Source organism: Salinicola sp. V024, assembly GCF_052645315.1.
In genome coordinates this window covers 1-12,803 of record NZ_JBQXYB010000015.1, presented here as the reverse complement: position 1 = coordinate 12,803, position 12,803 = coordinate 1, and the positions used below count along the sequence as shown (strand labels likewise).

Sequence of the window (12,803 nt, the reverse complement as noted above, 5' to 3'; positions counted from 1 at the left end):
ATCCGACTCACTATAAAGCAAACACTTGTACTCACGAAACGCACTCACGAAACGTGCTGACGAAACGCACCGGCGAAACGGAACCCATTCCCACGTATGGCCGACATCCTAAAGCGTGACGAGCGCATACCCGAGCACCTGGCCGGACGACGTCTCGACCAGACCGCCGCCGAAATGTTCCCCGAATTCTCGCGAGAACGCCTGAAAGGGTGGATTCAACAGGGCGAACTGACGATCAACGGCCAGCCGGCGCGACCCAAGGATAAGGTGATCGGCGGCGAGCGGCTAGCGCTCGATACCCAGCTTCAGGAAGAGACCCGCTGGGAGCCTCAGGCAATTCCGCTGTCGATCGTGTTCGAGGACGACGACGTGATGGTCATCGACAAGCCCGCTGGTCTGGTCGTGCATCCCGCTGCCGGCAACCCCGACGGCACCCTGCTCAATGCGTTGCTGCACCATCATGCGCCGTTGGCAGCGGTGCCGCGTGCCGGTATCGTCCATCGTCTCGACAAGGACACCACCGGGTTGATGATGGTGGCGAAGACGCTGACGGCGCAGACCGCGCTGGTGACGCAGCTACAGGCACGGACGGTATCGCGGGAGTACGATGCCATCGTCGTCGGCGCAATGACGGCTGGCGGCAAGGTGGACGCGCCGATCGGCCGCCATCCCAAGGATCGTCAGCGTCAGGCGGTGACCGAGGCGGGCAAGCCCGCAGTCACGCACTATCGGGTTCAGGAGCGGTTTCGTGCGCATACTCACGTCCGCTGCCGGTTGGAGACCGGTCGCACGCACCAGATCCGCGTGCACCTGGCCCATGTTCGCTATCCGCTGATCGGCGATCCGGTCTATGGGGGGCGTCTGAAGATGCCGGCCGGTAGCAGCGAGTCGCTGAAGACGGTGCTGCGAGAATTTCCGCGTCAGGCGCTGCACGCCCATAAACTGCGCTTCCAGCATCCGGTCAGCGGGGCGCCGGTCGAATGCAAGGCGCCTTTGCCGGATGACATGTTCATGCTGCTGGACGAACTGCGCGAGGATCGGGAGTCGGATCGATGAGTTCTGAAACCTGTTCGCCGGCCTCGGCAACCGCTCCCGCGTCAACGCGGGATGAGGCGCCGACACTACTGCTGCCCGACTGGCCCGCGGCGAGCACGGTGGGGGCGTTCGTCACCACCCGCGAAACCGGCCCCAGCCGTGGAGATTTCGCCGCCTTCAACCCGGCGGCTCACGTCGGGGACGATCCCGAATCCGTGGTTCGCTGTCGGGACCGGCTAGTTGCCGAGGTCGGCGACGAACGGCCGCTGTTGTGGCTCGACCAGGTACATGGCGCTCGTGTCATGCAGAGCTATCAGGGCAGATATCGGCAGCATCCGCCCCAGGCTGACGCTTCGGTGGCGTTCGACCGCGGCCACGCCTGCGTCATCTTGACCGCGGACTGCCTTCCGGTCTTTTTCTGTGACCGTCAGGGAACGCGTGTCGGGCTGGCTCACGCCGGTTGGCGAGGGCTTGCCGGCGGGGTGCTCGAGGCGAACGTGGCGGCGCTGGGCGTCGACCCCGAAGAGCTGATGGTGTGGATGGGCCCGGCGATTTCCAATGCCCAGTTCGAGGTCGGTCCCGAGGTCTTCGAGGCCTTCGTTGCGATGCAGCCCGAAGCCGAGACCGCTTTCGAGCGCAGCCCCTACCGCCTGAATCACTATATGGCGGATCTCTACCGCCTCGCCCGGCTAAGGCTTGAGCGCATCGGGGTTCTCTCGATCAGCGGCGGGCATTTCTGTACCGCCTGCGACACGCGTTTCTACTCGCATCGCCGCGACGACGGCCATACGGGGCGAATGGCTAGCGTCATCTGGTTGCGCTGACTCACGTCTCGGTCGTTGTTCTCGGCTGTCTTTTTTGACCTCACCTCACCTCACCTCACCTCACCTCATCTCTCGGCCGCTTGTTCGATGTTGGTCGGGTTTCATGAATCTGATTCGTCTGTGGTGCTCTGTCGCAGCGAATTTTTCATGCGTCATGCTTGAAAAGCTTCAACATACCTCCATTTAAGTGTGAACTAATGAACAACTGAGCCGCCAGGCCATGACCTGCTGCGGTTTCTGGAGGAAGAGATATGCGTATGGATCGCATGACGACCAAGCTGCAAAACGCGTTGGCCGAGGCACAGTCGCTGGCGGTAGGGCGCGGGCACAATCAACTCGACCCCGGCCACCTGCTGATGGCGCTGTTCGAGATGCGCGATAGCGGCATCAAAGGTCTGGTTCAGAAGGCCGGCGGCGACGTCAGCCGCCTGCGTCAGGGGCTGGTCGGCTATCTCGACGGTCTGCCCGAAGTGGGACAGTTCGACGGCAACGTCGGCATGAGCCAGGATCTGGCGCGGCTGTTCAATCTCGCCGACCGTGAGGCACAGACTCGCGGCGATCAGTACATCGCCATCGAACTGGTGCTGCTCGCCGCGCTGGACATGAAGAACGGGCTGACCAAGGTGCTGACCCAGGCGGGGCTGGATCGCAAGCGTCTCGCCAGTGCGATCGCCGAGCTACGCGGCGGGGCCAACGTCGATGATGCCAACGCCGAGGAGAAGCGCGAGGCGCTGGAGAAGTACACCCTCGATCTGACCGCTCGTGCCGAGGAGGGCAAGCTCGATCCGGTGATCGGCCGCGACGACGAGATTCGCCGCACGATCCAAGTGCTGCAGCGTCGGACCAAGAACAATCCGGTCCTGATCGGCGAACCCGGGGTGGGCAAGACCGCCATCGTCGAGGGGCTGGCGCAGCGGATCATCAACGGCGAAGTGCCGGAAGGTCTCAAGGACAAGCGCGTGCTGTCTCTCGACATGGGCTCGCTGCTGGCCGGCGCCAAATTCCGCGGCGAGTTCGAGGAGCGGCTGAAGTCGGTGCTCAACGAGCTCTCCAAGGAAGAGGGTCGGGTGATCCTGTTCATCGACGAGCTGCACACCATGGTCGGCGCCGGCAAGGGCGACGGCGCGCTGGATGCCGGCAACATGCTCAAGCCGGCCCTGGCTCGGGGCGAGCTGCACTGCGTCGGCGCGACCACGCTCGACGAATATCGTCAGTATATCGAGAAGGACGCCGCGCTGGAGCGCCGCTTCCAGAAGGTACTGGTGGACGAGCCGAGCGAGGAGGACACCATCGCCATCCTGCGTGGCCTCAAGGAGCGTTACGAGGTGCACCACGGTGTCGATATCACCGACTCGGCGATCATCGCCGCGGCCAAGCTGTCGACCCGCTACATCTCCGACCGCCAGCTTCCCGACAAGGCGATCGATCTGATCGACGAAGCGGCCTCGCGCATTCGCATGGAGCTCGACTCCAAGCCGGAAGAGATGGACCGGCTCGATCGGCGTCTGATCCAGCTCAAGATGGAGCGGGAAGCGCTCAAGAAAGAGACCGATGAAGCCTCCCGCAAGCGGCTCGACAATCTCGAGGTCCAGATCGACGAACTCGGGCGCGAATATGCGGATCTCGAGGAAGTCTGGAAGGCCGAAAAGGCCAGCATTCAGGGCGCGGCCCAGTACAAGGCCGAACTCGAACAGGCGCGTATCGATCTCGAGGCGGCCCGCCGGCAGGGCGATCTGGGACGGATGTCCGAACTCCAGTACGGCACCATTCCCAAGCTCGAGCAGCAGATTGCCGAAAGTAGCGATAACGAGAGCGCGGATACGTCGTCGCACCAGCTGCTGCGCTCCAACGTCACCGAGGAGGAGATCGCCGAAGTCGTCTCGCGCTGGACCGGGATTCCCGTCGCCAAGATGCTCGAGGGCGAGCGCGACAAGCTGCTGCGCATGGAAGACGCGCTGCACGAGCGGGTGATCGGTCAGGACGAAGCGGTCACTGCCGTGGCCAACGCGGTGCGGCGTTCGCGGGCGGGTCTTTCCGATCCGAATCGACCCAACGGCTCGTTTCTGTTTCTGGGCCCGACCGGCGTGGGCAAGACCGAGCTGTGCAAGTCGCTGGCCAACTTCCTGTTCGACACCGAGGAAGCGATGGTGCGCATCGATATGTCCGAGTTCATGGAGAAGCACTCCGTGGCTCGTCTGATCGGCGCGCCTCCCGGCTATGTGGGTTACGAGGAGGGCGGCTATCTGACGGAAGCGGTACGTCGCAAACCCTATTCGGTACTGCTGCTCGACGAGGTCGAGAAGGCGCATCCAGATGTGTTCAACATCCTGCTGCAGGTGCTTGAGGACGGCCGCCTGACCGATGGTCAAGGCCGCACGGTGGATTTCCGCAACACCGTGATCGTGATGACGTCGAACCTGGGCTCCGACGTGATCCAGCGCATGGGCGGCGAGGAGAGCGACTACTCGGCGATGCGAGACGCGGTGATGACGGTGGTGGGCAACCACTTCCGGCCGGAACTGATCAATCGGATCGACGAGGTCGTCGTGTTCCATTCGCTGGGGCAGGAGCAGATCCAGGCGATCGCCTCGATCCAGCTCGACCGCCTGCGCAGCCGTCTTACCGAGCGCGATCTCAAGCTGGACATCAGCGACGAGGCGATGGCGCAGCTGGCAGTGGTCGGCTTCGATCCGGTGTTCGGCGCGCGTCCGCTCAAGCGGGCGATCCAGAGCCGAATTGAGAATCCGCTGGCCCAGGATCTGCTGTCGGGTCGATTCGTGCCGGGCGACACCATTCGCGTCCGAGCCGACGGCGATCATCTGGTGTTCGACAAGTAAGACGATCGGCCCGGCTGCGACGCCGGGCCGGTTCACTGGCGAGATTCATTTCGACATACGGTCGCGTCCTGACCGTTTTCCCCGCGGCGTTCAACGTCGCGGGTTTTTCATGTCTGTCTTTCGTGTCTGTCTTTCGTGTCTGTCTTTCGTGTCTGTCCTTCGTATCCGCCTTTCGTTATCCGTCATCAAGCCCCTGATTCCCCGCGCGGCGACAGCTTCTGCTGCAGTTTTTCCAGCGACACGCCCTTGGTTTCCGGCATCAGGAAGGCGACGAAGACGATCTGCAGCACCATCATGAAGGCGAAGAAGGCGAACACCGGGCCGCCGTTGAACACGCTCAGCACCCACGGTGTGACCAGAGTGATGACGGCGGCGAAGAACCAGTGGGTAAAGCTGCCGAGCGACTGGCCCCGGGCGCGTTCGCGGTTGGGGAAGATTTCCGAGATGAACACCCAGATTACGGTGCCCTGGCTGATGCCGTGAGCGGCCACGAACAGGCACAGCTGAATCGGGATCAGTGCGCCGCCGAGATTATCGGTGAAGAACGCATGCGAGATGATCGATAGCGAAATGATGTAGCCCACCGAGCCGACGTACATGAGCTTGCGGCGGCCGAAACGGTCGATCAAGGCCATGCCGAGCATGGTGAAGAGCACCATGATCAGACCGATACCGGCGGTGGAGAGCAGGGCGGCGTTATCGCCCAGCTGCGCCGATTCGAGGATACGAGGCGCGTAGTAGAGCACGAAGTTGATGCCGGTGAACTGGTTGAAGAACGCGATCAGAAACGCCAGCGTGATCGGCAAGCGGTAGCGGCGCGAGAAGAAGCGCGAGTGGACCTTGTTGTCTTCGCGATCGGCGGCCTGGATCTCCTCGATCTGCTTTGCGGGGTCACTTTGCGGATCGATCTGGCTCAGCACACCGGCGGCAGTTTTCGTATCGCCTCGGTTGAGGATCAGCCAGCGCGGGCTTTCCGGCACCTTCAGCAGCGCCAGGGTATAGACCAGCGCCGGCACGGCTTCGACGCCGACCATCCAGCGCCAGGCGTCGTCGCCGAGCAGGCTGCCGAGAATGGCATTGGAGACATATGCCATGAAGATGCCGAACACCACGTTGAACTGATAGAGCGCCACCAGATTGCCGCGCCGTTCGGCCGGGGCGATTTCGGAAATGTAGGCCGGTGCAGCGACCGAGGACATCCCCACCCCGAAGCCGCCGATCAGACGGAAGAACGAGAACCAGAACGGGTCGGTGGCGAGCGCCGAACCGACGGCGGAAACGAAGTAGAGCACGCCGATGATGAACAGCGTCGCGCGGCGACCCAGGCGATCGGTCGGCCAGTTGCCGAAGATCGCACCCAGTACCGTCCCCCACAGCGCCATCGACATGATGAACAGGCCATGCTGAAGATCGCTCAGCCCCCACAGCTCCTGGATCGGTCTATCCGCACCGGATATCACGGCGGTATCGAAGCCAAACAGAAAACCTGCCATGGCCACGAATGCGGACCATTTCACGATAGGAGACATGCGCGTTACCCCGATTGATTGGCGAGTCATGCGTTAGCAGTCGAATTCAGTACAGCAGGGATGACTCGATGGCGCCGCGCAAAACGATCCAACTTTAGTCGCCGATACTGGCGGCGTTCAGACATTGTTGCCGTTGAAGAGCGGCTGGCTAGCGTCGAAGGTTGACAGCCCCCGGGTGCTGGTGGAATCTATGCGGTTCCTGATTGTGGGCGCAGTCATCCACGGGCGATCCCCGGCCGCTGCGTGAAGGGTAGATTCCCAGTGACCTCTACCCGCCTGTCGAAGGATCTCTTTCTCAGCGTTGTTGAGAAACCTAGGGCGCGGGCCAAACGCCTGTTCCCGCCAACCCCGATGCGGCTATCTGCCGTGTCAGGAATTGCCAGCGCCATGGCGCGAGCGGTTCCTATGAGTGCGGGTCCCCACCCCGGGCCCAGGACGCCAGGATATGGCATCAGGCGTCGACCGCAGGTCGACAGCGGCTTACCGCCGTGATTGAGCTTCGTTTCCGTGGATAGCGCCAGGCGCTCACGGACCGGTTTCGGAAGCGGAACCACGAAGCGGCACTCGAACTTCCAGGGGAGACTTACCAGTGGAATTACTTTCCGGCGCCGATATGATCGCCCGCTTTCTGAAAGACGAAGGCGTCGAGCGTATCTATGGCTATCCGGGCGGCGCGGCGTTGCACATCTATGACGCCCTGTTCCGTCAGGATAGCGTTCAACACATTCTCGTTCGTCACGAACAGGCCGCGACCCACGCCGCCGATGGCTATGCCCGCGCTTCAGGCAAGCCCGGCGTGGTGCTGGTCACTTCCGGTCCCGGCGCGACCAACGCCGTCACCGGTATCGCTACCGCCTACATGGATTCGATCCCAATGGTGGTACTGTGCGGCCAGGTCGCCAGCCATCTGATCGGCGAGGATGCCTTTCAGGAAACCGACATCGTCGGCGTGACCCGCCCCATCGTGAAGCATAGCTTCTCGATCCGGCACCCCAGCCAGATTCCGGAAGTGCTAAAAAAGGCCTTCTATCTTGCCGCGACCGGCCGGCCCGGCCCGGTGGTGGTGGATATTCCCAAGGACATGACCGCGCCCACCGAGCGCTACGAATACGTCTATCCGAAGAAGGTCAAGATTCGCTCCTACAACCCGGTGACTCGCGGGCATAGCGGCCAGATCAGGAAGGCCGTCGACATGATGCTCAAGGCGCGCCGGCCGGTATTCTACACCGGCGGTGGCGTCGTCACCGGCGGCGCCAGCGAGGCACTGACCGACCTGGTCCAGCGGCTCGGCTTCCCGATCACCACCACGTTGATGGGGATCGGCGGCTATCCCCAGGGCGACCGGCAGTCGCTGGGCTGGCTCGGCATGCACGGCAGCTACGAGGCCAACATGGCGATGCATCACGCCGATCTGATCGTCGCCATCGGCGCGCGCTTCGACGACCGCGTGACCAACAACACCTCGAAGTTCTGCCCCACGGCCAAGATCGTGCATGTCGACATTGACCCCAGTTCGATCTCCAAGACCGTGCGGGCGGATGTGCCGATCGTCGGCGCGGCGGGCAGTGTCATCAACGAGATGATCAGCCTGGTGCAGGAGCGCGAGGCGACCAACGCCGAGGCGCTGGGCGAGTGGTGGAAGAGCATTGAGAGCTGGCGTGGCGAGCGCGAAGGCAAGCTCTATGAGCCTTCGAAGCCGGGCGAAGCGCTCAAGCCGCAGGAGGTGGTCGAGGCGGTCTATCGCGCCACCCGCGGTGAGGCGTTCGTGACCACCGACGTGGGCCAGCACCAGATGTTCGCGGCGCAGTACTACAAGTTCGCCAAGCCCAATCGTTTCATCACCTCGGGCGGCCTCGGCACCATGGGCTTCGGCTTCCCGGCGGCGATGGGCGTCAAGCTCGGTTATCCGCAGGACGACGTGGTCTGCTTCACCGGGGAAGGCAGTTTCCAGATGATGATGCAGGAGCTGTCGACGTGTAAGCAGTTCGATGTCGGCGTCAAGATCGTCAACCTCAACAACGGCTCGCTGGGCATGGTGCGCCAGTGGCAGGACTTGAACTACAAGTCCCGCCACGCGCACTCCTACATGGAGTCACTGCCGGATTTCGCCAAGCTGATCGAGGCGTACGGTTTCACCGCGATCACGGTGAAGACGCATGAGGAGCTGGCGCCGGCGCTGGAACGCGCCTTCGCCGACACCAATGAGCTCGTGTTCCTCGATATCTATGTCGATCCATTCGAACACGTCTATCCGATGCAGGTGCCGTTGGGCTCCATGCGTGACATGCTGCTTTCGAAGACGGAGCGGACCTGATGCGCCATATCATCTCGATTCTGCTGGAAAACGAACCCGGCGCTCTGTCCCGCGTGGTGGGGCTGTTCTCTCAGCGCAACTTCAACATCGAAACCCTCAACGTGGCGCCGACCGAAGATCCGTCGCTGTCGCGGCTGACCGTGACCACGGTGGGCGATGACCGGGTGATCGAGCAGATCACCAAGCATCTCAATAAGCTGATCGACGTGGTCAAGCTGGTCGACCTGACCGAGGGCAATCACATCGAGCGCGAACTGATGCTGGTCAAGGTCAAGGCGCTGGGCGCGGCCCGCGACGAGGTCAAGCGTACGGCGGATATCTTCCGGGCGCAGGTCGTCGACGTCACCCCGAGCGTCTACACCGTGCAGATCACCGGCGACGCCGGCAAGCTCGACGCCTTCGTCCAGGCGATGGCGCCGATCGGCATTCTCGAGGTCGCACGCACAGGCGTTTCGGGCATTGCCCGTGGCGACAAGCTGCTCACGCTCTAAATACGATCCATCGCCAGACCCACGCCCGGCAGAAGCGATTCTGTCGGGCGTTTTGCGTTTTCAGACTTTTCGGCGGGCCGGGTCAGTTGGGTAGCTGGGCCCATAGCGCCTCGATCAGCGCACTTTTCAAGCGGCGCTTGAGCACGCACAGGCCGACGTCGTAGTGGGGCAGTTCCGGCTTGACCGGCAGGATCGTGATGCGGTCCAGCAGCGGGCTGTTGTCGAGCACGATGCGCGGCACGATGCCGACCCCGAACCCCAGCCCGACCATGCTGACGATCGCTTCGTTGCCGGCGACCTGGGCGTAGATACGCGGGCTGATGCCCATGGCCCGGAACCAGGTATCGGCGTGGTCTCGCGACAGCCCGGATTCGGACAGAATCATCGGCACGCCTTTCCACTGCGAAGGCGTCGGCGTTTCCGGCGTGGCCGGTAGCCAGTCGGCGCCATCACGGGGGGCGATGAACACCAGCGGCGACGTCGTCAGTGGTTTGAATGCCAGTGCGTCCGGCAGGCTGCGCGGGCGAGCGGTGATGGCGATGTCTTCGTTTTCGGCCTGGACGCGAGCGATGGCATCCGCCGGATCGCCGGTATGCAGCTTGATCTCGATGCGCGGATGACGCTGACGGAATTCGCTCAGCAGCCGGTAGAGGAAGCTGTAGCTGGCGGTGACCGAGCAGTAGATGCTGATCTCGCCCGCCAGTTCGCGAGTCTCCGCCATCAGCGTGGACTGCATCGCCTGCCACTGTTCCAGTGTTTCCCGGGCATAGGAGTGAAACAGCTGACCCTCCCGCGTCAGCGTGACATGACGGTTGTCGCGCTCGAACAGGGTGACGCCGAGCGTCTCCTCCAGCTGGCGGATCGCACGGCTCAGCGTCGATGGGCTGACGTGGCAGGCATCGCTGGCGCGGCCGAAGTGCAGGTGTTCGGCCAGGGCCAGGAACTGGGTGAGCGGGCGGTAGTCCATTGTCGTTCGATCGGCTTGTTTCAATTTATGAAATGTCGCGTTGCAAATATAGCGTTTTACGCAACAAGTTGCCTGACTTATCGTGGCCTTACGCGATAACACAGGGCATCGCACCAGACGGCGCCCATCAGATTCCACTTCCGGAGTACGACATGCACGTTTATTACGACAAGGATTGCGACCTTTCGCTGATTCAAGCCAAGCAGGTCACCATCGTGGGTTACGGCTCCCAGGGGCATGCTCATGCCAATAACCTGAAAGAATCCGGCGTCGACGTGACCGTCGGCCTGCGCAAGGGCTCTTCCTCTGCCGCCAAGGCGGAGAGCGCCGGGCTCAAGGTGGCAAGCGTTGCCGAAGCGTGCAAGACCGCCGACGTGGTCATGATGCTGGCTCCCGACGAGAATCAGAAAGTGATTTACGAGCAGGATGTCGAGCCGAACCTGAAAGAGGGCGCCACCGTCGCCTTCGCTCACGGCTTCAACATCCATTACAACCAGGTCGAGCCGCGTGCCGATCTCGACGTCATCATGATCGCTCCCAAGGCGCCGGGTCACACCGTGCGTTCCGAGTTCGTCCGTGGCGGCGGTATCCCGGATCTGATCGCCATCCATCAGGATGCCTCGGGCCAGGCCAAGGAGATTGCACTCTCCTACGCGGCGGCCATTGGCGGTGGTCGTAGCGGCATCATCGAAACGACTTTCAAGGACGAGACCGAAACCGATCTGTTCGGCGAGCAGGCGGTGCTTTGTGGTGGCGCGGTCGAGCTGGTCAAGGCCGGCTTCGAAACCCTGACCGAAGCGGGCTACGCACCGGAAATGGCCTACTTCGAGTGTCTCCACGAGCTCAAGCTGATCGTCGACCTGATGTACGAAGGCGGCATCGCCAACATGAACTATTCGATCTCCAACAACGCCGAGTACGGCGAGTACGTCACCGGCCGCGAGATCATCAACGACGAATCCCGCGCCGCCATGAAGAAGGCGCTGCAGCGTATCCAGGACGGTGAGTACGCCAAGATGTTCATCGCCGAGGGCGCCTGCAACTATGCGTCACTGAACGCTCGTCGTCGTCAGACCGCCGAGCATCCGGTTGAAGTGGTCGGTGCCAAGCTGCGCGGAATGATGCCGTGGATCACGGCCAACCAGCTGGTCGACAAGAGCAAGAACTGAACGCTTTTCGACGACAGCAGGCATGGAACGGGGGTGCGACGACGGTCGTGCCCCCGTTTTCGTATTGCTGGTACAGTGGAATCGGGTTTTACGCGGGCATCTATCGTGATTCCCGCTAGGCTGTAGAATGAGCCGGCTATCAAGCCCGAGCGCACTCGCCAATAAAGGACTCGCTTCATGACGCAGGATGACCGCCACCACGAGCAAGAGCCCGAGACCATTACTATCGGCGCCACGTCTCCATTGTACGATGACGAAGACGAGGTGATCGAGGAAACGGTCGAGAACGGCAAGCGGATACGCCGTCGCGGCATCTACTTGTTGCCCAACCTGTTCACGCTATCCGCGCTGTTCGCCGGCTTCTACTCGATCGTCGCGGGCGTCAACGGCGACTATGCCAAGGCCGCCATCGCCATCTTCGTGGCCATGGTGCTGGACGGGCTGGATGGGCGAGTCGCGCGTCTGACCAATACCCAGAGCGCCTTCGGCGAAGAGTTCGACAGCCTTTCCGACATGGTCTCGTTTGGCATGGCGCCTGCGCTGGTGACGTTTACCTGGATCCTGCAGGACATCGGCAAGATTGGCTGGATCGCCGCGTTCATCTTCGTGGCCGGTGCGGCGTTGCGCCTGGCACGTTTCAACGTGCAGATCGGCAGCATCGACAAGAAGTGGTTCGTCGGTCTACCCAGCCCGTCGGCGGCGGGTGTGGTTGCCGGCTGCGTCTGGGTCTTCCATACCTTCGATGCGGAATCGCTGGGCTTCAAGATACTGATGACCGTGGTAGTGGCAGCAGCCGGCGTTCTGATGGTCAGCAATGTGCGCTACCACAGCTTCAAGGAAATCGATTTCAAGGGGCCGGTGCCGTTCGTGTTCTTGTTGGCGATCGTGCTGCTGTTCGTGCTGATTTCTATCGAACCCTCCGTGATGCTGCTGGCGCTGTTTGGCTGCTATGTCGTCTCGGGCCCGGTACTGGCATTGGGTCGTATGAACAAGGCGCGTAGAGAGAAGCGTCGCAGCGAAGCGGGCGGTCAGAACGCCCAGGATGACTAGCTTCTGACGAAGCGATCAATTCGCTGAACAGTGCTGAAACGCCCGCCCTGCGCGGGCGTTTGGGTTTCTGAAGGAAGGGCGGCGAGGCCGTCAGCGGGGCCGCATAAACCCAGGCGGTCAAAAAGTTGTCATGAAGGGCTTGCCAACTTGGCGGCGGGTCCGTAAAGTACGCATCCGCTGCCGCCGAGAGAGGTTTTCGGAGACAGCGAGAAGAATTCCAAGCGTTTGATTTGATTGAAGAAATCGGTTGACGCAAGGCGGTGAAGCCAGTAAGATTGCTTCCCAGTTCTTCAAGGATCGGCACCGACAAGCAGCAACGGCGCCAGGCAGGATTCGACAAGAAAGACGTTGACATCCTCACCCAGATCCTTAAAATACGCCACTCCTTACGGCGGCCCAGAAAACAAGCGCTGACAAGCACTTGGGTTCGACGGCAGAAGCAAAGCGCTTCAAGTAGGGACGCTCTTTAACAATCGATCAGGTAATTGATGTGGGCGCTTGTTCTCGCGTGACAGCCAGTCACGACATATCGAGGCAAGCGACTCGTCAAGATTCGTTTGACCTTGAACCAAGTTTGGTCCGCTTTT

At 61.9% G+C, this 12,803-nt stretch carries 9 protein-coding genes; 7 read left to right on the top strand and 2 right to left on the bottom strand.

Translation table 11 applies throughout. From position 1 onward, the window contains the following. Positions 1 to 96: 96 nt before the first annotated feature. The 3 genes from rluD (at position 97) to clpB (ending at position 4,696) form a co-directional block, all read left to right on the top strand. Complete coding sequence (gene rluD, locus ACUN9V_RS17260; protein WP_075561365.1) at positions 97 to 1,056, top strand: 23S rRNA pseudouridine(1911/1915/1917) synthase RluD; 960 nt, start codon at positions 97 to 99, stop codon at positions 1,054 to 1,056. After that, on the top strand, positions 1,053 to 1,859 hold the full coding sequence (pgeF, locus tag ACUN9V_RS17255) for a peptidoglycan editing factor PgeF (RefSeq protein WP_445512299.1): 807 nt from the start codon (positions 1,053 to 1,055) through the stop codon (positions 1,857 to 1,859). The genes rluD and pgeF overlap by 4 nt, the downstream gene beginning before the upstream one ends. Before the next feature lie 251 nt (positions 1,860 to 2,110). Then, positions 2,111 to 4,696, top strand: coding sequence for an ATP-dependent chaperone ClpB (clpB, locus tag ACUN9V_RS17250; RefSeq protein WP_445512298.1), 2,586 nt, complete (start codon positions 2,111 to 2,113; stop codon positions 4,694 to 4,696). 185 nt (positions 4,697 to 4,881) lie between these two features. On the opposite strand, the gene ACUN9V_RS17245 is transcribed toward clpB, so the two are convergent. Then, positions 4,882 to 6,225 carry a sugar porter family MFS transporter gene (locus ACUN9V_RS17245; RefSeq protein ID WP_110654115.1) on the bottom strand — a complete coding sequence of 448 codons (1,344 nt, stop codon included), beginning with the start codon at positions 6,223 to 6,225 and terminating at the stop codon, positions 4,882 to 4,884. A gap of 589 nt (positions 6,226 to 6,814) precedes the next feature. On the opposite strand from ACUN9V_RS17245, the gene ACUN9V_RS17240 reads away from it, so the two are divergent. Together ACUN9V_RS17240 and ilvN are read left to right on the top strand one after the other, a co-directional pair. Beyond that, positions 6,815 to 8,539, top strand: coding sequence for an acetolactate synthase 3 large subunit (locus ACUN9V_RS17240; protein WP_445512297.1), 1,725 nt, complete (start codon positions 6,815 to 6,817; stop codon positions 8,537 to 8,539). Beyond that, positions 8,539 to 9,030, top strand: coding sequence for an acetolactate synthase small subunit (gene ilvN / locus ACUN9V_RS17235; RefSeq protein WP_075561369.1), 492 nt, complete (start codon positions 8,539 to 8,541; stop codon positions 9,028 to 9,030). Before ACUN9V_RS17240 ends, ilvN begins: the two co-directional genes overlap by 1 nt. An 82-nt stretch (positions 9,031 to 9,112) precedes the next feature. Here ilvN and ilvY read toward each other — a convergent pair whose 3' ends face one another. Then, entirely contained in the window at positions 9,113 to 9,997 is an 885-nt protein-coding gene (gene ilvY, locus ACUN9V_RS17230) for an HTH-type transcriptional activator IlvY (protein ID WP_075561370.1), read from the bottom strand. A 152-nt stretch (positions 9,998 to 10,149) separates the two neighbouring features. Here ilvY and ilvC point away from each other — a divergent pair, with 152 nt between their 5' ends. Further along, positions 10,150 to 11,166 carry a ketol-acid reductoisomerase gene (gene ilvC / locus ACUN9V_RS17225; protein ID WP_075561371.1) on the top strand — a complete coding sequence of 339 codons (1,017 nt, stop codon included), beginning with the start codon at positions 10,150 to 10,152 and terminating at the stop codon, positions 11,164 to 11,166. Positions 11,167 to 11,343: 177 nt separating this feature from the next. Continuing rightward, positions 11,344 to 12,216 carry a CDP-diacylglycerol--serine O-phosphatidyltransferase gene (gene pssA / locus ACUN9V_RS17220; protein ID WP_075561372.1) on the top strand — a complete coding sequence of 291 codons (873 nt, stop codon included), beginning with the start codon at positions 11,344 to 11,346 and terminating at the stop codon, positions 12,214 to 12,216. Positions 12,217 to 12,803 lie beyond the last annotated feature (587 nt).

Excerpts from the sequence above, each read along its gene's own strand:
- ilvC (WP_075561371.1), top strand. The coding sequence starts at position 10,150 with ATGCACGTTTATTACGACAAGGATTGCGACCTTTCGCTGATTCAAGCC.
- rluD (WP_075561365.1), top strand. The coding sequence starts at position 97 with ATGGCCGACATCCTAAAGCGTGACGAGCGCATACCCGAGCACCTGGCC.
- pssA (WP_075561372.1), top strand. The coding sequence starts at position 11,344 with ATGACGCAGGATGACCGCCACCACGAGCAAGAGCCCGAGACCATTACT.
- ilvN (WP_075561369.1), top strand. The coding sequence starts at position 8,539 with ATGCGCCATATCATCTCGATTCTGCTGGAAAACGAACCCGGCGCTCTG.
- ACUN9V_RS17245 (WP_110654115.1), bottom strand. The coding sequence starts at position 6,225 with ATGTCTCCTATCGTGAAATGGTCCGCATTCGTGGCCATGGCAGGTTTT.
- pgeF (WP_445512299.1), top strand. The coding sequence starts at position 1,053 with ATGAGTTCTGAAACCTGTTCGCCGGCCTCGGCAACCGCTCCCGCGTCA.
- ilvY (WP_075561370.1), bottom strand. The coding sequence starts at position 9,997 with ATGGACTACCGCCCGCTCACCCAGTTCCTGGCCCTGGCCGAACACCTG.
- clpB (WP_445512298.1), top strand. The coding sequence starts at position 2,111 with ATGCGTATGGATCGCATGACGACCAAGCTGCAAAACGCGTTGGCCGAG.